Annotated in this window: 19 protein-coding genes and 2 tRNA genes; 13 read left to right on the plus strand and 8 right to left on the minus strand. The window is 66.2% G+C overall.

The features are described from left to right. Positions 1 to 104: 104 nt before the first annotated feature. Positions 105 to 695, plus strand: a complete 591-nt coding sequence (locus AC0VYB_RS04470; protein ID WP_137825445.1) for a TetR/AcrR family transcriptional regulator — start codon at positions 105 to 107, stop codon at positions 693 to 695. A 46-nt stretch (positions 696 to 741) separates the two neighbouring features. Here AC0VYB_RS04470 and AC0VYB_RS04475 read toward each other — a convergent pair whose 3' ends face one another. Further along, complete coding sequence (locus AC0VYB_RS04475) at positions 742 to 2,106, minus strand: MFS transporter (protein WP_137825446.1); 1,365 nt, start codon at positions 2,104 to 2,106, stop codon at positions 742 to 744. A 123-nt stretch (positions 2,107 to 2,229) separates the two neighbouring features. Beyond that, positions 2,230 to 2,445 (minus strand): heavy-metal-associated domain-containing protein, encoded by a 216-nt coding sequence (locus AC0VYB_RS04480; protein WP_111473052.1) that lies wholly within the window; start codon positions 2,443 to 2,445, stop codon positions 2,230 to 2,232. Positions 2,446 to 2,672: 227 nt separating this feature from the next. Between AC0VYB_RS04480 and AC0VYB_RS04485 the strand changes: the two genes are divergently transcribed. The 6 genes from AC0VYB_RS04485 (at position 2,673) to AC0VYB_RS04510 (ending at position 8,644) form a co-directional block, all read left to right on the plus strand. Next, positions 2,673 to 2,891: a ferredoxin gene (locus tag AC0VYB_RS04485; RefSeq protein ID WP_212743309.1), complete on the plus strand. Its 219-nt coding sequence runs from the start codon at positions 2,673 to 2,675 to the stop codon at positions 2,889 to 2,891. After that, entirely contained in the window at positions 2,888 to 4,147 is a 1,260-nt protein-coding gene (locus tag AC0VYB_RS04490; RefSeq protein WP_137825447.1) for an NAD(P)/FAD-dependent oxidoreductase, read from the plus strand. Before AC0VYB_RS04485 ends, AC0VYB_RS04490 begins: the two co-directional genes overlap by 4 nt. An 18-nt stretch (positions 4,148 to 4,165) precedes the next feature. Continuing rightward, entirely contained in the window at positions 4,166 to 4,417 is a 252-nt protein-coding gene (locus AC0VYB_RS04495; protein ID WP_232623868.1) for a CDGSH iron-sulfur domain-containing protein, read from the plus strand. A 316-nt stretch (positions 4,418 to 4,733) separates the two neighbouring features. Further along, complete coding sequence (locus AC0VYB_RS04500) at positions 4,734 to 5,606, plus strand: heavy-metal-associated domain-containing protein (protein WP_181365657.1); 873 nt, start codon at positions 4,734 to 4,736, stop codon at positions 5,604 to 5,606. Beyond that, positions 5,593 to 7,929: a heavy metal translocating P-type ATPase gene (locus AC0VYB_RS04505; RefSeq protein WP_137825448.1), complete on the plus strand. Its 2,337-nt coding sequence runs from the start codon at positions 5,593 to 5,595 to the stop codon at positions 7,927 to 7,929. Before AC0VYB_RS04500 ends, AC0VYB_RS04505 begins: the two co-directional genes overlap by 14 nt. Positions 7,930 to 8,092: 163 nt before the next feature. Further along, entirely contained in the window at positions 8,093 to 8,644 is a 552-nt protein-coding gene (locus tag AC0VYB_RS04510; protein ID WP_137825449.1) for a DnaJ family domain-containing protein, read from the plus strand. 22 nt (positions 8,645 to 8,666) lie between these two features. On the opposite strand, the gene AC0VYB_RS04515 is transcribed toward AC0VYB_RS04510, so the two are convergent. Further along, positions 8,667 to 9,863, minus strand: coding sequence for a M20 metallopeptidase family protein (locus AC0VYB_RS04515; RefSeq protein WP_259800756.1), 1,197 nt, complete (start codon positions 9,861 to 9,863; stop codon positions 8,667 to 8,669). Further along, complete coding sequence (locus tag AC0VYB_RS04520) at positions 9,860 to 11,032, minus strand: hypothetical protein (protein WP_137825451.1); 1,173 nt, start codon at positions 11,030 to 11,032, stop codon at positions 9,860 to 9,862. Before AC0VYB_RS04520 ends, AC0VYB_RS04515 begins: the two co-directional genes overlap by 4 nt. A 227-nt stretch (positions 11,033 to 11,259) precedes the next feature. On the opposite strand from AC0VYB_RS04520, the gene AC0VYB_RS04525 reads away from it, so the two are divergent. From AC0VYB_RS04525 to AC0VYB_RS04535, 3 genes are all read left to right on the plus strand, one after another. Continuing rightward, on the plus strand, positions 11,260 to 12,060 hold the full coding sequence (locus tag AC0VYB_RS04525; RefSeq protein WP_137825452.1) for a glycerophosphodiester phosphodiesterase: 801 nt from the start codon (positions 11,260 to 11,262) through the stop codon (positions 12,058 to 12,060). Positions 12,061 to 12,207: 147 nt separating this feature from the next. Further along, positions 12,208 to 12,280 (plus strand) — tRNA-Thr (locus AC0VYB_RS04530). A 35-nt stretch (positions 12,281 to 12,315) separates the two neighbouring features. Beyond that, positions 12,316 to 12,389 (plus strand) — tRNA-Met (locus tag AC0VYB_RS04535). Positions 12,390 to 12,729: 340 nt separating this feature from the next. On the opposite strand, the gene AC0VYB_RS04540 is transcribed toward AC0VYB_RS04535, so the two are convergent. Further along, on the minus strand, positions 12,730 to 13,152 hold the full coding sequence (locus tag AC0VYB_RS04540) for a YkvA family protein (RefSeq protein ID WP_137825453.1): 423 nt from the start codon (positions 13,150 to 13,152) through the stop codon (positions 12,730 to 12,732). Between the two features lie 263 nt (positions 13,153 to 13,415). Here AC0VYB_RS04540 and AC0VYB_RS04545 point away from each other — a divergent pair, with 263 nt between their 5' ends. Beyond that, positions 13,416 to 13,736: a hypothetical protein gene (locus AC0VYB_RS04545; protein ID WP_232623869.1), complete on the plus strand. Its 321-nt coding sequence runs from the start codon at positions 13,416 to 13,418 to the stop codon at positions 13,734 to 13,736. Positions 13,737 to 13,996: 260 nt separating this feature from the next. On the opposite strand, the gene AC0VYB_RS04550 is transcribed toward AC0VYB_RS04545, so the two are convergent. Next, a complete protein-coding gene (locus AC0VYB_RS04550) occupies positions 13,997 to 15,130 on the minus strand; it encodes a DUF998 domain-containing protein (RefSeq protein WP_137825454.1) in 1,134 nt (377 codons plus the stop codon). After that, a complete protein-coding gene (locus tag AC0VYB_RS04555; RefSeq protein ID WP_137825455.1) occupies positions 15,123 to 16,862 on the minus strand; it encodes a condensation domain-containing protein in 1,740 nt (579 codons plus the stop codon). Before AC0VYB_RS04555 ends, AC0VYB_RS04550 begins: the two co-directional genes overlap by 8 nt. A 60-nt stretch (positions 16,863 to 16,922) precedes the next feature. Between AC0VYB_RS04555 and AC0VYB_RS04560 the strand changes: the two genes are divergently transcribed. Beyond that, positions 16,923 to 17,705: an alpha/beta fold hydrolase gene (locus AC0VYB_RS04560; protein ID WP_140955518.1), complete on the plus strand. Its 783-nt coding sequence runs from the start codon at positions 16,923 to 16,925 to the stop codon at positions 17,703 to 17,705. A 29-nt stretch (positions 17,706 to 17,734) separates the two neighbouring features. Here the strand turns inward: AC0VYB_RS04560 and AC0VYB_RS04565 are convergent, their stop codons facing one another. Further along, positions 17,735 to 18,808, minus strand: a complete 1,074-nt coding sequence (locus AC0VYB_RS04565; RefSeq protein ID WP_475385058.1) for a LacI family DNA-binding transcriptional regulator — start codon at positions 18,806 to 18,808, stop codon at positions 17,735 to 17,737. 127 nt (positions 18,809 to 18,935) lie between these two features. Here AC0VYB_RS04565 and AC0VYB_RS04570 point away from each other — a divergent pair, with 127 nt between their 5' ends. Further along, the gene (locus AC0VYB_RS04570) at positions 18,936 to 20,483 is read left to right on the plus strand and encodes an aldehyde dehydrogenase family protein (protein ID WP_250786242.1); all 1,548 of its coding nucleotides are present in this window, start codon (positions 18,936 to 18,938) and stop codon (positions 20,481 to 20,483) included. The last annotated feature ends 61 nt before the right edge of the window (positions 20,484 to 20,544 follow it).

Consider the following 20,544-nt stretch of genomic DNA (forward strand, 5'->3'; position numbering starts at 1 on the left):
TGGCCCCTGATAACTCATGCATCTGAGTACGAGTTATAACCGTGATACTATCTCATTCATTCCCGTACGAGTTAGTTTTCTGATCCGATTTCCGAGGTGAGCCGATGGCTGCGAAGAACAATGAATCCAAGCAGGCCAACCAGCGTGCCGACGCCCAACGCAATCGTGCGGCGATTCTTGCCGCAGCGCCTCGAGCGCTGCGGAAGAACCCGGATGCGTCGATCGCTGAAATCGCCGCGGAGGCGGGAGTGGGGAGAATGACGCTCTACGGGCATTTCAAGAACCGCGCCGAGCTCCTCGATGCCGCGCTGTCCGATGCTTTGGAGCGAGCCGAGGCCGTCCTGTCCGCAGTTGACATCGACGGCGAAGCGGCCGGGGCGTTCGCCCGCCTGATCGAACCGAGCTGGACGCTGCTCGACCAGGTGAGCACTCTGCTGGTGGCGGCTCAGAACGAGATCCCGGCCAGCCGAATTCGCGAGATGCACGAGAAGGCTGAGGCGCGATTGCGGGGGCTCCTTGAACGCGGTCGTTCTCAAGGAGCGTTTCGCAGTGATCTTTCCGTCGAATGGCTGCTCGCCGTCACCCACGCGGTGATGAACGCCGCTGCTGAGGAATCAGCAGCGGGCAGGCTCGATCCGAAGGAGGCGACTGGTTACATCGTCGCCGTTCTGCTCAGCGCATTCGCCGCGGACTGAGAGCTTGGAGTCCTCGCGGATCCGGGAGGGTGGCCGATGAAGCTCGTCAGATCGGTTTGACACAGCCGCACTGAGCCTCGCGCAGGGTGGCCTCGCCTCTGTTGTCGACTGCCGCACGCTCGTCGACCGAGCACACCCCGTCCGCGCCCCGATGGTTGGGCGCGTCGACTTCCGACCCTGTGCTGTCGATCCCGCTGGGTTCGGGGTCGGCCTCTTCGAGGGGGTGCGAGGGCCAGAGCAGAGGTGCCGTGATGGCTCCCGCGATGGTGAGCATTGCCAGCACGCTCCAGGCCCAGCCCAAGCCGAAGGTGGTGCCGAGCCAGCCGGCGATCGGGTAGGTGATCAGCCACGCAAGATGCGAGAGCGAGAACTGCGCAGCGAACGCAGCGGGCAGTCCCGAATCACTGACCGTGCTGCGGATGACTCGTCCGGTCGGGGTGACGATGAGAGCCATCCCGGCGCCGATGAGCACCCAGAGCGGCGCGGTGATCGCCCATTCCGCAACCGCGGAGAACGCCATGACGACTGCGCCGATCATGCTCACGGACAGGACCGCGGCACCGACGAACATGACCGTCCGATCGGCGACGCGGTCGAGGATCGGCGGAATCACAAGAGCCGCGATGAGAGTTCCCATCCCAGAAGCGGCGAGCATCCAGGCGACATCGGCCTGTGTGCCGCCGAGGATATCGCGGACATAATTGACTGTGTTGACCACTACGATCGACCCTGCACCGGCCACAGCGAAATTGAGTGCAAGGATGCCACGCAGCTGAGCGGTGGCGAAGAACGTCGCCGCCCCGGCAGACAGTCTGTCCCAGACCCGAGACTGCCCGGTGTCGGCGGCATTCGGGATGCGTGTGGACAGCACGAGGCCGGCGGAGACGATGAAGCCGATCGCTGTGCCGATGAAGAGCCAGTTGAACGTCATGAACGTCAGCGCTACCGCTGCGAGGACCGGGCTGAGGAGGCTCTCCATGGTGTACGCCACCTGAGAAGCCGACAGCGCACGGGTGTACTGCGACCTATCGGTCACGATGTCAGGGATCACAGCCTGAAACGTCGGAGTGAATGCCGCTGAGGCGGACTGCAGCACTCCCACGAGGACATAGATCTGCCACACCTCGGTGACGAAGGGCAGAGCGAGGACGACACCCGCCCGGACGACATCGAGGACAGTGAGGAAGGCTCTCCGCGGGAGCCGGTCGGCGTAGGCACCGGCGATGGGAGCGATGACGACGTACATGACCATCTTGATCGTCAGGGCCGTCGCGAGAACTGCCCCTGCGCTGGGACCGGAGAGGTCATAGGCCAAGAGGCCGAGCGCGACGGTGGCCAGCCCGGTGCCGAACAGGGCGATGATCTGAGCGCTGAACAGGTGCCGATAGTCGCGAATCGCGAAGAGCTTCATTGTGGGGCCTCCTGGAATCGGGCAATGGTGTGCGAGAGGTGGTGACAGGCGCGGTCCTGACGTGACGAGCCCCGGCCCGAGCCGGTGATCACCGTGGTCGGGCCGGGGCTCACTCAGCAGAGTTCACTGCCGGGTGTCAGCGAATCTGTAGCCGGCGCCTTCGACGGCGGCTTGGACGGCTTCATCGCTGACCGGCTGGTCGGCCGTGAGAGTGATCCCGCCGGTCGACAGGTCGACATCGACATCGGTGATGCCGGGAATCTGCTCGACGGCCTCGGTGATCTTGCCGGCGCATCCGCCGCAGGTCATTCCCTCAACCACGTAGGTGTTCGTGCTCATTGCTGTGGACTCCTTCTCTCGACTGGTTCCCAGTCGTTCTCGGTACTCATAGCCCACGGAAACCCTTGGGCGCGGGAGCGGGCGACGTCGGCGGCAAGGGGAAGGGCGCCACCGAACCCGTACTCCGTTGCAGGACTTCCGCTTGCGAAGAACACTATACCCCAGTAGGGTATAAATCAACTCGTACTCGGATGAACGATTTCGAGTGAGTTCAGGAAAGGACAGTGATGAGGGTGAGAATCAACGTCGATCGAGGGATCTGTGCGTCCAATGGACTGTGCGCACTCAGCGCCCCCGAGGTCTTCATGCTGGACGACGATCTCGTCCTGCACTACGACCAGCGTCCTGATGAGGTGTGGCTCGACGATGTCAGGGCCGCCATCGAGAGCTGTCCGGTTCGCGCGATCACCTTCGTGGAGTTCGGCGCCGGTGGGGGACAGCCATGAGTCGCTGCGGCTGGGAGAATCAGCGCGTCGTCATCGTCGGCAGCGGCCTCGCGGGGTCTCGCGCATCGACAGCACTGCGCAAGGCGGGCTTCAGTGGTCATATCACGATCATCGATGGCGATGGCGATGCTGATCATGATCGTCCTCCGCTGACCAAGGGCCTGCTCAAGGGCACGCAGCGGGAAGCCGACATCCGGTTCGCGCGGGCCGACAAGCCGACTGCTGACGCCTTCATCGCGAAGACTGTCGTCGCCTCCTCGATGCGCGAGAGGCGCCTGTTCCTCGACGACGATTCGACCATTCGCTTCGACGGGCTCATCATCGCCTCGGGTCTGCGTCCGAAGCGTCTCTCCCATGGGATGGGTTCCGCTGATGTGCCGAGCGTCCGCACTCTGCGTGACGCGCAACGGCTGCGTGCGACCCTGATGAAGGGGCGGGGGCGGTCGGTCGTCATCGGCGCCGGGTACATCGGCACCGAAGTCGCAGCCGCCGCCCGGTCGAGAGGTTGGCAGGTCGACCTCCTCGCTCGCACGGCCCAGCCGCTCGAGCATGCACTCGGGCGCCCGGTCGGTCAGTACATCGGCGACATCCACTATCGCCATGGAGTCAATCTCATGCCGGAGTGCACCGTGACGGAGGTCGCCAGGACCTCGGACGGCTTTCGCGTCGACGTCGACGGTCGGCGATCACTCGATGCCGAGCTCGTCGTCGCCGCAGTCGGCTCCCTGCCCAACGTCGACTGGCTCGCGGGGGACGATGTCCTCATCGACGACGGTGTGCGAACCGACAGCCGACTGCGTGTCCTCGACCGCTCTGGAAAGCAGTGGACTGCCGTGGTCGCCGCCGGTGATGTCGTCCGCTGGCCGCACCCGCTCTTCCCCGTCGAAACCGTGCGTGTCGAGCATTGGTCGAACGCCGCGGAGCAGGCCGCAAGCGCCGCGCGGGTCCTGCTCAGTGAGCTCGATGGGCGCGAGCACCCTGCCCAGCATGACCCCGTCCCCACGTTCTGGTCCGACCAGTACGACCAGAAGATCCTCGCCGTCGGAATGCCCCACCTCGCCGACCGCGTGGCCATCGCCGAAGGCAGCCCGGCTAGCGGGCGGTTCGTCGCCGTCTACACACTCAACGACTACCTCGTCGGGGCGGTCGGGGTCGGCAGTGCCTCGAGCCTGGCCCGTCATAGGCGGGTCATCGCCGAGGAGGGCGCGGCAATTCGCGCCGGAACCTTATCCCCTGGGCCGGGCCCAGGGCACTGATATCAGGGAGGAAAGAACATGAGCATGACGCCGGGATCCGAGGGCTCCACCCCTCCGACCGCAATCAAGGTCGTCGACGACGGACCTCTCCAGGTCAAGGGAACATTCCAGGTCACTGACGGCGGCGGTGGAATCTACGAGGTCCAGCACCGGGCGGTCTTCCTCTGTCGGTGCGGACATTCCGCTGCCAAGCCGTTCTGCGACGGCAGTCACAAGCGGCACGGTTTCACCGATGCCGGTCGTGCGGAGGATCACGGAGAGAAGGACTAGATTTATACCCTAGGGGGGTATAGTATCCATGAACCGAGCGAAGGGAGAGACGGGTGCCCACAATGGAGATCACTGCACCGAAGAAGGGCCGCTGGCCACGTGGCGGGAATGACCAGACTGGCGTTGACGCAACAGCGTGCAGAGTTCGGCTGCGCGACAGCGAAACGAGGAGGGTCTGATGCGCGCACCGGTGAAACTGACGCTCTTCGGCGTCGGCCTCGTCGTCCTCTTCGGCGCCGCCTCGGTCACGGCCAACGCCGTTGTACCGCAGGAAGTCGTCGACGACTGGACGAAGGGATCCGGCGACCATGCCGAGATGAACAGCGACGATGAAGCAGGGAGTGCTGACATGAATGGAGACAGGGGAATGGAAGGGATGGACCATGCCGGTGCGGGCATGGCGATGGGCTTGAGTCAGGCTGAGAACGGCTTTGCCATCGCCGGGGTGACAGCCCCGACCGAGACCGGCAGTGAGGGTCAACTGGCTCTGACGGTGACTGACACCACCGGTCAGGTCGTCACAGACTTCGAGAGGGAGCACGAGAAGGAGCTCCACCTCATCGTCGTGCGCGCCGATGGCCAGCAGTTCCGTCACGTCCATCCGACGATGGACCCGAACGGGCAGTGGACGATCCCATGGTCATGGGACGAAGCCGGAGAATACCGAGTCTTCGCTGATTTCGTGCCCGCGGGAGGGGACGGTCTGACCCTGTCGACCACAGTCTCCGTCAACGGGGACTTCACTGCTGCTCCGGCCGAGACAGAGGTCACGACCAGCGACGTCGACAGTTATGAGGTCTCAGTCGCCGGTGACCTCATCCCCGGGCAGAATTCCGCTCTGACACTGAGCGTGACAGACGGGGGCGCACCAGTCACAGCCCTCGAACCGTATCTCGGTGCATTCGGCCACCTGGTGGCGTTGCGCGAGGGCGACCTGGCGTACATGCACGTGCACCCAGAAGGCGAAGAGCCGGACCCGGACGATCTGTCCGGCCCCGACGTCACTTTCATGGCCAACGTCCCGACGGCTGGACGGTACCTGCTGTACTTCGATTTCCAGATCGACGGAACGGTGCGTTCTGCACCCCTCGTCCTCGATGCCGGCGACGAGGGTTCCACGGTGTCCCTTCCACGCGCAGACAATGCTCTCAACTCGCAGAGTGACGGTGATGACGATGAGCACAACTGAGGCCTCCGCGGCCGCTGGCCAGGATGTCGAACTCCAGATCGGAGGGATGACCTGCGCATCCTGCGCGAACCGCATCGAGAAGAAGCTCAACAAGCTCGAGGGCATCACCGCCAGCGTCAACTACGCGACGGAGAAGGCCAGTGTCACCACGCCCGACGGGTACGACCCGCAGCTGCTCATCGCCGAAGTCGAGAAGACCGGATACACCGCGAAGATGCCGGCTCCCAGAGCCGAGGGTTCCAGCGATGCTCCTGGTGAGGATCCCGAGTCAGTCGAGGACGCAGAACTGCGGTCACTGCGGAACCGCTTGCTCACCTCAGCGGTTCTGGCTGTGCCCGTCATTGCTCTGGCCATGATTCCGGCACTCCAGTTCGACTACTGGGGATTCGCGTCTCTCGTGCTCGCCGCTCCCGTGGTGATCTGGGCAGGCTGGCCGTTCCACCGTGCGGCCTGGATGAATCTCAAGCACGGTACGGCAACGATGGACACCCTCATCTCGGTCGGCACCACCGCGGCACTTCTGTGGTCGATCGTCGCCCTGTTCTTCGGCACGGCTGGCGACCGAGGGATGACCCACGCCTTCGAATTCACGATCTCCCGATCCGACGGGCTCAGCTCGATCTATCTCGAAGTCGCCGCGGGAGTGATCACCTTCATCCTCCTCGGCCGCTACTTCGAGAAACGATCGAAGCGACGCGCAGGAGCCGCTTTGAGAGCCCTCCTCGAACTTGGGGCTAAAGACGTCGCGATTCTCCGCGACGGCAAGGAGCAGCGCGTCCCGATCGAGGAGCTGGAAGTCGGCGACGAGTTCGTCGTCCGCCCCGGCGAGAAGATCGGTGCCGACGGAGTCATCGTGTCCGGGCGGTCGGCGATCGACGCTTCGATGCTCACCGGAGAATCGGTGCCCGTCGAGGTCACTGAGGGCGACACGGTCACCGGTGCCACAGTCAACGCGGGAGGCCGACTCGTCGTGCGCGCCACCCGCGTCGGCTCCGATACGCAGCTGGCACAGATGGCCAAGCTCGTCGAAGACGCCCAGTCGGGCAAGGCCGAAGTCCAGCGCCTGGCCGACCGCGTCTCAGGGGTGTTCGTTCCCGTCGCGATCGGCATCTCCGTGGTCACTCTCGGTGCCTGGATCGGAGCCGGATTCCCACTCGCGGCCGGGTTCACCGCCGCAGTGGCCGTGCTCATCATCGCGTGCCCGTGCGCTCTGGGGCTTGCGACGCCCACAGCACTGCTCGTCGGAACCGGACGGGGAGCTCAGATGGGAGTGCTCATCAAAGGTCCCGAAGTTCTCGAGTCCACACGCAAGGTCGACACCATCGTCCTCGATAAGACCGGGACGGTGACGACCGGCAAGATGACGCTGACCGGAGCGTACGTCGCCGACGGGGTCGAGCGATCTGAGCTGCTCCGTCTCGCCGGTGCCCTCGAAAGCGCCTCTGAGCACCCGATTGCCCAGGCGATCGCGGCGGGTGCATCATCGGAGATCGGTGAGCTCCCCGTGCCGGAGTCGTTCGGCAACGTCGAGGGGCGCGGAGTCCAAGGGATCGTCGATGGTCATGCCATCGTCGCCGGACGGGAGAGTCTGCTCGCTGACTGGTCGGTGCGCCTTGACGGTCGCCTTGCTGAAGCGAAGCGGAAGGCCGAAGCAGAAGGCAAGACAGCGATCGCCGTCGCCTGGGATGGAGCGGCGCGCGGGGTGATCGTCGTATCCGACCGGATCAAACCGACGAGCGTCGAAGCCGTCTCCCAGTTCAGGAAACTCGGTCTCACCCCGGTCCTGCTCACCGGCGACAATCGGGCGGTTGCCGAGCAGGTGGCTGCCGAGGTCGGCATCGACGAGATCTTCGCTGAGGTTCTGCCCAAGGACAAGGTCGATGTCGTGACCGATCTGCAGAAGAGGGGAAAGGTAGTCGCGATGGTCGGCGATGGCGTCAACGACGCTCCAGCCTTGGCTCAGGCCGACCTCGGGCTCGCGATGGGCACCGGCACCGATGTGGCGATCGAAGCCGCCGACATCACCCTTGTGCGCGGGGACCTGCGCGCAGCGGCAGACGCGATCAGGTTGGCGAGGAAGACGCTTGGGACGATCAAGACCAATCTGTTCTGGGCCTTCGCCTACAACACCGCGGCGATCCCGCTCGCTGCGTTCGGTCTGCTCAACCCGATGCTCGCCGGCGCGGCCATGGCGCTGTCCAGCGTGTTCGTCGTCAGCAACAGCCTTCGTCTGCGCGGCTTCAAGGGTCAGGCCGATGTTCGCGCGATGGAGGTGTCCGAAGCAGTCACCGACAGGGCTCCGCGCGATCCCGTCAGCGCCTGATCCACGCAGACTCACAGGGCCCGATGTTCAGCGGAAACGCGTGACCATCGGGCCCTGTGGCGTTCCCGCCCGGTTCTGTCATGACACCGACATCGGGGGACCCGCATTGTCACGCCCGGATCCCCCCACTACCGTGGAGAGCACCACAGTGGAGGGGGCAGCGATGGGAGCGAAGGAACCACCTCGGCGGATGAATTCGCTCGCCGACCGGGACGCGGTCGCGGAATCGGCGATCGACAAGGCCGTCAGACGCGGCGACTTCGACAACCTGCCGGGCATGGGCAAGCCGCTCAAAGGTCTCCACAGCTCCGAGGACCCCGACTGGTGGATCAAGCAGAAGCTCGACGCCGAGGACATCAGCGGCGTCGCCCCCGCCGCCTTCCAGCTGCGCAAGGAGAGCGCCGTCCTCGAGGACACGCTCGATGCATTCGCCAAGGAGTCGGATGTCCGCGACTATCTCACCGGGTTCAACGCCCGGGTGCGCGAAGCCGTCCTCGACCTCCGCACCGGCCCCCCGGTCTTCACCCCGCCCCGCGACATCGACGCCGAGGTGGTCTCCTGGCGACAGCGCCGCACCGCACTGCGCGCGGCAGCCGAAGCTGCGGCAGCAGACTCTGCCGCTGCTGAGGACCCAGCCCCCGCCGAGGAGCACATCGACCCTGATCAGCCCGGACGCCGACGACCTCGCTGGTGGCGTCTCCGCCGGAAGCGCTGAGTCGGGCGCCGGAGACCAGACCCTAGGCCAACCGCGTGATCGCGAGGTGGCTGAGGATCGCGGCCTGCTCGGTGAGCACCGTGTCGTCGAAGATGACGAACGGGGAGTGGTTGTCGCCCTGCTGCTCCGCCGGCACATCGGTGCGCCCGGCACCGAGCATCATGTACGTCCCGGGCACCTCGGCGAGGACGAAGGAGAAGTCCTCACTCGCCATGATCGGCTGCGCCACCACCTGCACCCGATCGTCGCCGAGGAGGTCGCGCAGCCGGTCGACAGCCCACGCGGTCTCGGCGGCGTCGTTGACGGTGACGGGATACTGGACCTCGAAGTCCACCTCGGCGGTGCACCCGTGGGCGGCCGCAATGCCCGTGGCCAGCTGCGTCGCCTGATCCCGTACGGTCTCCAGCGAGGCCTGCGAGAGCGTGCGCACCGTCGCCCCCAGCGATGCCTGCTCCGGGATGATGTTGACCGCCTCGCTGCCGCTCAGCTGCGTGACCGTGAGCACGACGGGATCGAAGAGGTCGACGCGCCGGGTGACCATGGTCTGCAGGCCGGTGACGATCTCCGCGAGCGCCGGCACCGGATCGACGGCCTGGGTCGGCTGCGAACCGTGCCCGCCGCGACCGTGCACCGTGACCTGCAGGACGCTCGACCCGGCCTGCAGGGTCCCCGGCTTCGTCGAGACGATCCCGCGCTCACTGGTGTTGACGTGCACGCCGAAGGCGGCGATCGCCCGTGACCCGGCCGCGTCGAGCACGCCCTCGTCGATCATCACCGACGCCCCGTTGAACCCCTCCTCGCCGGGCTGGAACATCGCGACGACATCGCCTCTGAGCTCGTCGCGGTGTGCCGCGAGCAGGCGCAGCGCTCCGACGAGACCGGCGGTGTGAAGGTCGTGACCGCATGCGTGCATCGCCCCGTTCGTCGACGCGAACGGCTCGGCGGTCGCCTCGGTGAGCGGCAGGGCGTCCATGTCCCCGCGCAGCAGGACCGCGGGTGCGTCGGCGCCGCGGTCCGGGTGGGTGCCTCGGAGGACGGCGACCACCGAGGTGGTTCCCGTCCCCGTCGTCACCTCGACGTCGAGGTCGGCGATCGCCTCGAGCACCGCGGCCTGCGTCCGCGGCAGGTCGAGACCGACCTCGGGGTGGGCGTGGAGGTCGCGCCGCAGCGCGGTGAGGTCGGGAAGGAGGGCGGTCGCCTCGGCGAGGAGATCTCTCACAGCAGACCCACAAGGACGCTGGCGATGACGACGGATCCGGCGCTCACCGAGGTGAATCCGCCGACGAGCATCGGCGGGAGCATGACGTTGAGGAGGGCTTCCTTCTCATCGTCGTCGCGGGCGATCGACCGGGCGACCTCATTGGTGAGCAGGTAGTCGGCGGGGAAGCCGTACATCGCCGTCAGGGCCACGGACATGCCCAGCGGCGCCCGCCAGCGCAGCAGCTTCGTCGCGATGAACCCGCCGATGACGATGCCGGCGCCGCCGACGACGAGGATCGTCACGGTCGGCAGGAAGGCGCGGAGGACGTCCTCGACGGACGCGGTGACGAGCGGGGCCATGACGATCGCGATGACACCGGCCATCGCGATGCCGAACGAGTTCGAGCGCTCCATCGCTCTGTCCGGGGACAGCCCGATCGCGGTGGCGAGGATGCCGAGGATGAGTGCGAGGATCGACGACGGGATCTGCGTGGGAATCGCGAGCAGGGTGGCCAGGGAACCGCCGACGAGGATGAGGAAGAGCATGAACAGCTGATTGTCGACGAGGTAGGACGGCAGGGTGATGAGCTTCTTCTTCGTCGCCGCCTCCTGTTCCTCCTCGTGGTGGGCCAGCGCCATCTCGTGGAGTTCGCCGCTGTCGCGCAGCTTCGTCGCATACCGGCGCAGGAGGAAGTTCGTCAGCGGCATCGACGGCAGCGACTGGAGCATGAGGACGAGCGCCGGGAGGACGATGATCGACGAGGCGGCGCCCGCGGCGGTCAGGCCCTCGGTCGTCAGGCTCGTGGCGACGATGCCGCCGGCCAGCGGGCCGGACCCGGCGACGAATGTCTCGAAGCCGAAGAGCGGCGCGACGATCGCGAGGATGAGGAGGACGGCGACGAGCATGCCGGAGACCGCGATGATGACCGAACGCCACTGCTTGAGCATGATGCGCAGGGGGATGAGCGTGCCCATGTGGAAGAGCAGCGGGGCGACGAGGATCGTGTAGATCTGGACGAGCATCGAGTCGTCGACGACGGATTCGGGCACGATGCCGATCTTCGCGAAGATGAAGACGCCGAGCATCGCGACGAGCAGGCTGGGAATGCGGGCCTTCGACCAGATCGAGACCAACTCGCCGAGGGCGATGAAGGCGAGGAGGATCGTGGCGGCGAAGATGGCCTCCATGGCGAACCTTTCGTCAAGCGACAGGGTGGTGGAGCGGTTGCGGACTGCGGTGGTGCGGTGTCGGATCGGAGAATCGCCATCCCGGATTCCGAGATGTTCACCGATTCTCAGAAGCGTACGTTACTCCTGGGCGGCGGGGATAGAGCACTGAGTATCCAGAATGCAAGACCGGCGATGTTCTCCGATTCGCGTGCGTGGCATGACTGCTTTGGAATTAGGGTGGAGGCATGAGCTTTCTCCAGTTCCTGCGCGAGCGGGGCATCACCGAGCGACCCGGCTCCGGCACGCGCCCGCTCGTCATCGCCCACCGCGGATATTCGGCCGTCGTTCCCGAGAACAGTCTGGCCGCCGTCGATGCGGCGAGGGCGCTCGACGTCGACTTCATCGAGGTCGACGCCTCGACGAGTGCCGACGGGGTCCCGGTCATCCTCCATGACCCCGACCTCGACCGGACGACGAACCGCAAGGGCCCGGTCGTCAAGCTCACGGCTGAGGAGCTCTCGTTCGTCGACGCGGGTTCGTGGATGGGGCCGGGGTTCATGGGCATCCGGATCCCGACGCTCGCGGCGGTGATGCGCGACATCCAGCACCGAGGCGGCGAACTCCTCCTCGAGCTCAAGGGGGAGTGGTCGCCGGGGGCGGTGGCGAGGATCTCCGAACTCGTCGTCGAGACCGGCACCGCCGATCGCATGGTCGTCCAGGCGTTCAACACCGACACGCTGGCCACATGCCGGGACCTGCTGCCGATGGTCACCCGGTTCCTCCTGCGCATGGTGCCCCGGCCCGAGGACATCGCCACGGCCCGCAGCCTCGGTGCGGTGGCGATCAATCCGTCGTTCAGGGGATTCTCGCTGCGGAAGTCGATCGTCAAGGAGATCCGGGACAACGACCTCGGGGTGTTCGTGTGGACGGCCGATGAGATGAACGAGTGGCGGGAACTCCTCGACGCCGAGGTCGACGGGATCATCACGAACCATCCGGGCCGGCTCCAGGGGTTCCTCGCGGGTCGGTTCGACCCTGTGAAGTAGGCGTCCGAGCGGGTTCGAGCGGCGGCCCCGATGGTACTGCGGTTCCGGCGCGAGCCGGGGACGGGCGTGGGCGAAGCTGCCTGTGAGTGAGGTCACCGGGGACGGATTTGCTCCGGTCGCGCAAACCCGTGTAAATTCTTACCTGTTGCCCCGATAGCTCAGTCGGCAGAGCATCTCCATGGTAAGGAGAAGGTCAAGGGTTCGATTCCCTTTCGGGGCTCTCGTGCCGCGTGAAAACCGCGGCGCTTGATTCGAGGCGCGGTAGCTCAGCTGGTTAGAGCGCACGACTCATAATCGTGAGGTCGGGAGATCGAGCCTCCCCCGCGCTACTCGATAAGCCCCTCACCTGGGAGATTGTTCCGGGTGGGGGGCGTTTTCAATTCTCGGCCACCGCCGAGCGGGGGAGCGGGCCGGCGTCCCGGGCGGCCCTCGATCGACAGGGCGGCCCCTCGATCAACAGTTCGCGTGAAAATGTCGTCCCCAAAGGCGCGATTTTCACGCCAACTGTTGAATGAGCGGCCGCGGCGTCGCCGGAGCGGTGATGAACACGCCAAGTGTTGAACGAGCGGCGGGATACCGGTGCGGAGTGCGGCCCGGCCGTCCGTTCACACGCGACTTCGTCCGTTCGCGTGGCTGTTCGCTCACCCGATCGCTAACCCGGACGCCCGCCTACCTCTGCAGTTTCGCGTTCGTCAGCGTGAGCAGGCTCTGCAGGCCCGCCTCGGTGCCGGGCCAGTGCTTCTCGATACTCTCCATGCCCGCATGGCGGATCGCGAAGCGCAGGACGAGAACGACGGAGATCGCATCATCGGCGTACCCGAGCACCGGGATGAAGTCGGGGACCAGGTCGATCGGCAGCAGCAGGTAGGCGAGCAGCCCGCCGAGCATCCACCGTGTGCCGGTCGGTGTCTGCGGATCCGCGGCCAGACGCCTGATGAGGCGGACGACGTCGGGGACGAGCCGCACGATCTCCCGCCAATTCACGGTCCTGCCGAGGCGCCGCTGCTGGACCCACAGGGTGACGATGAGGGCGATCCAGAGCACGAGCAGTCCCGCGATGACCGAGAGGACGATGACGAGCCAATCTGGCACAGTGCGCTCCAGGAGTGAGGACGGGCGGTTCAGGCAGGCGGCCTCGGCCACGTGCGCGAGTCTGCCGAGCCCGTCAGCGAGTCTAAGGTGTCACCGGTGGCTCCGCATATGCGCGCGTCATGCGCGCGAGCAGGAAGAGCCACGCGAAGAGCACCCCGCGCTTGAGTGGCTTGTGGGAAGATGGGCAACCCACAATCTGCTACCAATGATGTAAGCGAAGAGATCACCGTCACCTTCGCACCAGTCGAATGAAACGGAATGAGATGAGAGCAGACGAAACTGTTCATTCTGAAGGGGCGTGCATTGATGACTCGCCGACCTACCGCGTCAACTTCTGGGAGCGGTCCGGGACAGAAGCGTGGAACCTCGAAGCGTTTGTGCTCGCAGATGCCAGAGATCTCCACGAAGTCCTCGACTGGATCAGCAACAACGAGAGAGGGCGCCGCGTAGAACTGTTCGTCGAACTCGAAGGCGAACCGTTCACATCGTTGGACACGCCGAGGAAGACGGATCTCATCCGCTTGTCTGGATCCGACGCGAACGATGGCGATACTGCGTTCACTTTCGGTGCTGTCCCCGAATAGAGTCGTCCATTCCAGCAACATCGATGGAGTCCATTGGTTCCTCACCTGTGATGATGATCCGGGTGAGGGGCTCTTTCATGCCCCTGCTTCGAGCTTCCCCGATACGCAACAGGCTCGATCAACAGTTGGCGCTAAAAACTGGACCCCGAAGGCGACATATTCATGCCAAGTGTTGAATGAGCGGCCGGTGAGTCGCCGAAGCAGTGACGATCACGGCAAGAGTTGAACGAGCGGCGAGAGGTTGAATGCGCGGCGTGAGTCTAAGCCGTCACCGGCGGCTCCGCATATGCGCGCGTCATCCGCGCGAGCAGGAAGAGCCACGCGAAGAGCACTCCGGCAGCCATCGTCTCCATGCCTGTGAGGTTGTAGTAGCCCAGCGGCACCCACAGCGCGATGGCCACCGCGATCGCGGCGATGACCGTGAACGACGTCGCCGTGAAGTCGCGGGGGAGACCGGGGACCATCCGGAGCAGGGTGAGGAAGAACGCGACGAAGGCCGCGACCATCCCCGCCCCCGCGCTGACGTGCACGGGGAAGTTCACGGCGTCGGGCACCATCCCGACGACGATCATGCAGATCCCGATCGCCGCGAACTCCCACGTCAGCACGGTCACGCGCCCGGGCTCCCGGATGCCGCGGTGCCGCAGCCCGAGGTCGATGTCGCGGCCGATGAAGTTCGCCAGCGTCGTCAGCAGCAGACCGGTGATGAGCAGCGAGACGTTGAACTGATACCCGTTGACGCCGGTGTCGTTGCCCAGCCGCGAGAAGTGGAACTGCCACCACGTCGCCTCCGGGGACTGGATCATCGACGCCAGCGTGCCCATGAACAGCCCGGTGACGACGAGACCGACGACGACCACGCTCGTCACGTCATCGCCGATGACCACGGCGAAGTACGTCATCACCGAGGCGGCCGCCCCGGCCAGGGCGGCCCCGCCGAGCCAGTCGACTTCGAGGCCGAGGAAGCCGAGCTGGAAGACCTGGAAGATCGCGTGCATCGCGATGTTGGCGACGAGCGCCACCGCCGAGGTGAGGGCGAGGAGATCGAGGGCGCGTTTGACCAGCGGCAGCCGTCGTCGCCACGCCAGCTCCTTCCGCCGGCCGGCGAGGAGATACGACAGGCCGAATCCCAGTCCCGCCGTCAGCGCCGTCCACCATCCCGTCAGCGCGCCGAGGGAGTCCTCCCCGCCGAGCGGAATGGTCTCACCGCGGATCGAGACGCCCACTCCGACCGCGACGACGACGAACGCGATGATCGACAGCCGCGTCGCCAGGGATTCGAGCCGAGTGCGCGAGGAGCGCCCGGGCCGTGTCGTCAGTGTCCTGACCGACCGCGAACCGTCGGCTGAGGTCAGGAGCCGGGGACCGCCTCGGCGAGGATCGGAGTCACCCATCGTCGTCACCGGCCAGCCGGCGAACGAACCGGCCCTGCTCGGGCGTGTAGCCGAGGGCGGTGACGAGCTCCGAATCGACCTCCGTCGTCATCTGCGCGACATCGGCTCCGCGGTTGCGGCCCTGCTCATGCGCCCACGCGAGCATCGCCTCCCCGAGCCCGTACGAACGGGCGCGGAACCCGGCGATCTCCAGTCGCAGCGCCCCGCCGTGGGAGAACCCCGGCACGAACGTCAGCTGCATCGTCCCGGCGACCTCGGCGCGCTCATCGCGGACGACGGCGAGATAGTGGGCGCGATCCCGAGTGATCGCGGCATGGAGCCGGTCGAGCACCTCGGCGCCGGGAGCATCGCCGTCCAGGAGAGTGAGGATCGCGGGCACGTCACCGCGGCGGGCCCGTGAGACGCGGAACTCCTCGCCGGCCACGCGCAGGGCGTCGCCTGAGGAGGTCGCGGCGATGTCCTGCATCCGGGCGACGAGCGCATCGAGCCACCCGCCGACGTTGGCACGGGCCTGCTCGGAATCGGGGTACCGGCAGCGCAGGTGGAGGCCGTTCTCGTCGAGGATGAACCACAGCATCACCCCGTCGGTTCGGATCGTCGCGCCCACGTACTGGGCGTCGAGTCCCGTCGAGTCGATGCGCACCGGCAGCCTGCGCAGGTCGAGCCAGGAGATCGCGAACATCCCCGGGGCCTCGGGCATGCCGCCCCACGGTGCGAGGACCTCGGCGAGGGGATGGGAGCCGAGGTCGATGGCCTCCCGCACCGCTGCCGCGCTCGCCCGCGGGGCCGGGTCGGTGATCTCGAGGACCGAGTTCGTGATGAACCAGCCGACGGCGTCGTTCCAGCGCTCCTCATACCGGCTGTGGACGGGGAAGACCGCGCGCAGCGGGCCTCCGCCGACCTCGCGGGTGATCTCCGCCATCGCCGAGAGCGCCAAGGTCAGCGTCGAGACACCCTCGGCCCGGGCCTCGGCGGAGAACGCCGCCGAGGAGTGGACGTCGAAGACATCGCGGACGACGACCCGCTCGAGGTGCGCGGTCGAGTCGCCCAGGGGGAGCGGGAAGCGGGGCATGAAGCCACCACCGGCCTCGAGGATCTCCCGCCACCGGGAGCTCACCCGCTCCGGCGGGGGTCCCGGTTCGGACAGGGCCAGGGTGTGCTCGTAGAACGCCGGGGCAGGACCGAGATCGGGGTCCTCGCCGACGGCGATCGCCGAGAGCGCGGAGAGGAGATCGCGGGCGATGACGAGCATCGACCACATGTCGACGTGCGCATGATCGGCCCCGATGATGACGGTCGACCCGGCCGCGGTCTCGAGCACGCAGAGGCGGTGGGAGGGCCGGGCGAACGGGGTGCACGCCTCATCGAGGACGCTGCGCAGGGCGCTGTTGACGGCCTCGCCCTGGGCGATCGCATGCTCACGCCAGCGCCCTGAGAGGAGCTCGACCTCGGCCAGACCCACCTCGTTGTCGTCATCGGTGAAGAACGCCGTGCGCAGGGTGCCGTGCCGCTGCATGACCGCCCACCAGGCGACGGCGAGAGCATCGCGGTCGACATCGCCGGGCAGGCGCAGCGAGAGCGCCATCCACGATCCGGGGCGCGCTCCGGCGGCCACATGCCGCTGCTGGTCGAACGAGATCGGGCGCCTGCGTCCGAGCGGCCCGGTCACGACGTCGTAGCCGTAGAGGCGGCCGAACGGGAGGTTGAGGTGAGACACGTTGGTCAAACGCATGTCGCTACTCTAACGTGAGAGCCACGGCAGGGAGCCGCAGGTGGGGAGGTCTGGTCCGTGATGTCGAGACATGCCGTCGACGGTGCCGACATCGCCGCCGAGCTCAGCGACGAGGGCGGACGAGCTGTCGTCCAACTCCACGGTCTGACGTCGTCGCGAGCTCGCGACCGCGTGCTCCACCTCGACCTCGGCGTCGGTCTCAGCGGCACCCGTCTGCTGCGCTATGACGCGCGCGGCCACGGGGAATCGACCGGCCGGAGCGCGGCCATCGACTATCGCTGGTCCCGTCTGGCCGTCGACCTCCTCACGCTTCTCGGCCTCCACTTCCCCGGGGAGACGGTTCACGGCGTCGGCCCGTCGATGGGCGCCGCCACCCTCCTCCACGCCGCGGTGGCCGACCCGCGGCGCTTCTCCGGTCTCACCCTCGTCGTCCCGCCCACGGCCTGGCAGACGCGTCCGGCGCAGGCCGAGGTCTACCTCGAAGCGGCCGACCTCGTCGCCGGCGGCGGCTTCGCCGAGTACCTGGCCGTCGGGGCGAGCGCCGTCCGACCCCCTGCGCTCGCCGACGCACCGGAGACCACTCCGCAGGTTCCCGAACGTCTCCTGCCCGCAGTGCTCCGCGGGGCCGCGGCCAGCGACCTGCCCGCCACCGAGGCGCTCGCCGGGGTGGAGACGCGCACGACGATCCTCGCGTGGGCCGATGACCCCGCCCATCCGCTCTCCACGGCCGAGGCGCTCCACGCCGTGCTTCCGCACTCCGAGCTCATCATCGCCCGGACACCGGCCGACCTCGCTGAGTGGCCGGGGGTGCTCGCCGCCGATGTGGCTCGACACCAGGACTGATGGCTGGGATCACTGTCTGCTCAGCGGTGTCAATCGGACGGCGGGGCTTCCTGCGGCCGGTGGGCTAGCGTCGAACCCCGAATCACGAGGTCGGGAGTGATGAGTGATTCAGACGGCGGAGTTCCTTGTGCTCCGAGAAGTTCGAGCACGGCAAGGGCCGACAAGCGACCGATCTCTCGGTTCTGCGGGTCCACCGAAGTCAATGAGATGCGATTGAGGTCGGCAAGTGGGATGTTGTCGAACCCGACGACGGCGAGTTCGTCCGGTACGACCACGCCTGCATCATCGGCAGCAGCGAGAACTCCGATCGCTGAAATGTCGTTGACGCAGACGACGGCGCTGGGCCGCCGGTCCCGGCTGAGAAGGTCATTTGCCGCGCGATAGCCCTCAGCTTCCGAAAAGCCCGCCGGCTCGACCACTGCTTGCAATCCGCGGGATTCCATCTCTGTGATGAAAGCCCGGGCTCGTCCGGCGGAGACCGCTCCGCCTCGACCGCCGATGAATCCGATTCTCGTATGGCCCAGTGAGACGAGATGGTCGACGGCGAGCTCCATGCCTTTAGCGTCGTCCATGCGCACAGAGGAGTGTTCGGTGTTCGGCCTGGGTGCTGCACTTGCGTACACCGTTGGTATTCCGCGGAACATCGCCTCCTCTTCCGGCACCGTTCCGACGACGATGAGTGCCTTCGGGCGCAGATCCTGCAGCATGCGAACAACCCGCGGATCGATGCGACCGTAGCTGTTCGGAAGGTCATCCGAGTCGGTGATCGCGGCGCTGGTGATCAGCCCGTATTCGCCGTTGAGATCTAGCTCTTGACGGACTGCCTCGGCGATCTCGGCAAAGATCGGGTTGCGCAGATTGACGACGAGGATTCCGACGAAGGGCGCGGAGTCCCTGGCCAACGAACGAGCCAGGAAGTTCGGCTCGTAGCCGAGAGCCTGAGCGGCTTCGAGGATGAGTTCCCGGCGCTGAGGACCGACCTTCTGTGGATCGGTGAAAGCGAGTGAGACCAGTGATTTGGAGACTCCGGCGCGCGCGGCGACATCGCGGATTGTGGGCCGTGACCGCTGACCCGACGCAGAATCTGCCCCCGTGTTCGCCATGACAACATCATCACACACGCAGGATCTCCGCCTGATGGACGGGCGATCCGCGACAGCGCGAAATCGGATCCGCGCTAGGGGGTTGACAGCATGAGGCGGGTCACACTAAGTTCGCATTGTCTCCGTATTGGACCGGTCCAAAAGTGCCTTGCGGAACTTCTTGCAAACGAATTGGACCGGTTCAAAGTGGAGGGAATGCAATCGAGCTGGAAGTTTGGAGTACGCGATGGTGCGTCATGAGTTGCTCATCGGTGGACGGTGGCAGCGCGGCAGTGGGCCGGGGGCGATGCGCGACGTCGTCTCGCCTTACGATCACCGTGTCGTGGGGCAGTGTTCGATCGCCGGCGCCGACGATGTCAATGCGGCTGTCGAAGCTGCGGTCGTCGGGGCTGAGACGTGGCGGGCCACTCCTGCGCACGAACGCTTCTCGATTCTCATGCGCGCTGCGGACCTGGCCGACGAACGAGCCGAGGAGATCGCACAGACGCTGTCGGCAGAGAACGGCAAGACGCTCAAGGAGGCGCAGGGGGAAGCCAGCCGTTCGGGATCGATCATCCGACTGGCCGCGTTCGAGGGCACCCAGCTCTACGGCGAGAGCCTTCCGCTCGATGCCAATCCCGGAACCGGGCTCGACAAGGTCGGCTTCACTCTGCGACAGCCCGTCGGCATCGTCGCTGCGATCACGCCTTTCAACTACCCCGCCTTGCTCGTCAATCACAAGATCGCCCCGGCGCTGGCTGCAGGCAACGCCGTCATCCTCAAACCGGCCAGTACGACACCGCTCACGGCACTGGCCCTGGCCGAGTGTTTCGTCGATGCGGGACTTCCGGAAGGAGTGCTCTCAGTGCTCACCGGACCCGGGGGAGAAATCGGCGACAGGCTTTCTTCGGACCAGCGGATCAGGAAGGTATCCTTCACGGGATCCACTGCAATCGGCCGCCATATTGCGGAAGTGGCCGGGGTGAAGAAGCTCTCGCTCGAGCTGGGTTCGTCGGCCCCTGTCGTAGTTCTGCCGGATGCGGATATCCCGCTCGCTGCCGCGGCCGTCGCCGCCGGCGGCTACACGAATGCAGGCCAAGTCTGCATCTCGGTCCAACGTGTCATCGTCCACGAAGCGGTGCACGGCGATTTCCTCGACGCCCTCCGCGCCGAGGTCGCTCAACATCGCACCGGTGATCCGAGCGCGGCTGAGACAACAGTCGGAACACTGATCTCCGAACGCGAAGCGACGCGCGTCCATGAGTCCATTCTGCGCGCCGTTGAAGACGGCGCGTCCTTGGAACTCGGCGGCGATCGATCGGGAGCCATTGTCGAGCCGGCGATCGTCAGCGGAGTCGATCCCCACTCGCGTTTCGCGCAGGAGGAGATCTTCGGACCCGCTGTGGCCGTGACCGATGCACCTGATACGGCGACTGCGATCGCTCTGGCGAACACGACCGAGTACGGCCTATCCGCCGGCATCTTCACCAATGACATCGACGCCGCCATCCGATACATGCGCGACGTCGACGCCGGAAGCATCCACATCAACTGGACGCCTCTCTGGCGAGCGGATCTCATGCCATACGGGGGACTCAAAGCCAGCGGAATCGGCAAAGAGGGACCGCGGGCCGCAGTCGAAGAGATGACGGAGGCGAAGACTGTCGTCCTCCACGGTCGGCCGTGGCGGTCGTAGCCCGACCCATCGAACAGCGAATCCATGCCGATCACCCAGCACCATTCGAGTCAACAGGGAG

It is taken from the genome of Brevibacterium sp. Z349TD_9, from assembly GCF_056173565.1.

Coding starts and splice junctions, on each gene's coding strand:
- AC0VYB_RS04470 (WP_137825445.1), top strand. CDS start 105: ATGGCTGCGAAGAACAATGAATCCAAGCAGGCCAACCAGCGTGCCGAC.
- AC0VYB_RS04475 (WP_137825446.1), bottom strand. CDS start 2,106: ATGAAGCTCTTCGCGATTCGCGACTATCGGCACCTGTTCAGCGCTCAG.
- AC0VYB_RS04480 (WP_111473052.1), bottom strand. CDS start 2,445: ATGAGCACGAACACCTACGTGGTTGAGGGAATGACCTGCGGCGGATGC.
- AC0VYB_RS04485 (WP_212743309.1), top strand. CDS start 2,673: ATGAGGGTGAGAATCAACGTCGATCGAGGGATCTGTGCGTCCAATGGA.
- AC0VYB_RS04490 (WP_137825447.1), top strand. CDS start 2,888: ATGAGTCGCTGCGGCTGGGAGAATCAGCGCGTCGTCATCGTCGGCAGC.
- AC0VYB_RS04495 (WP_232623868.1), top strand. CDS start 4,166: ATGAGCATGACGCCGGGATCCGAGGGCTCCACCCCTCCGACCGCAATC.
- AC0VYB_RS04500 (WP_181365657.1), top strand. CDS start 4,734: ATGAACAGCGACGATGAAGCAGGGAGTGCTGACATGAATGGAGACAGG.
- AC0VYB_RS04505 (WP_137825448.1), top strand. CDS start 5,593: ATGAGCACAACTGAGGCCTCCGCGGCCGCTGGCCAGGATGTCGAACTC.
- AC0VYB_RS04510 (WP_137825449.1), top strand. CDS start 8,093: ATGGGAGCGAAGGAACCACCTCGGCGGATGAATTCGCTCGCCGACCGG.
- AC0VYB_RS04520 (WP_137825451.1), bottom strand. CDS start 11,032: ATGGAGGCCATCTTCGCCGCCACGATCCTCCTCGCCTTCATCGCCCTC.
- AC0VYB_RS04525 (WP_137825452.1), top strand. CDS start 11,260: ATGAGCTTTCTCCAGTTCCTGCGCGAGCGGGGCATCACCGAGCGACCC.
- AC0VYB_RS04545 (WP_232623869.1), top strand. CDS start 13,416: ATGAGAGCAGACGAAACTGTTCATTCTGAAGGGGCGTGCATTGATGAC.
- AC0VYB_RS04550 (WP_137825454.1), bottom strand. CDS start 15,130: ATGGGTGACTCCGATCCTCGCCGAGGCGGTCCCCGGCTCCTGACCTCA.
- AC0VYB_RS04555 (WP_137825455.1), bottom strand. CDS start 16,862: ATGCGTTTGACCAACGTGTCTCACCTCAACCTCCCGTTCGGCCGCCTC.
- AC0VYB_RS04560 (WP_140955518.1), top strand. CDS start 16,923: ATGTCGAGACATGCCGTCGACGGTGCCGACATCGCCGCCGAGCTCAGC.
- AC0VYB_RS04565 (WP_475385058.1), bottom strand. CDS start 18,808: ATGGCGAACACGGGGGCAGATTCTGCGTCGGGTCAGCGGTCACGGCCC.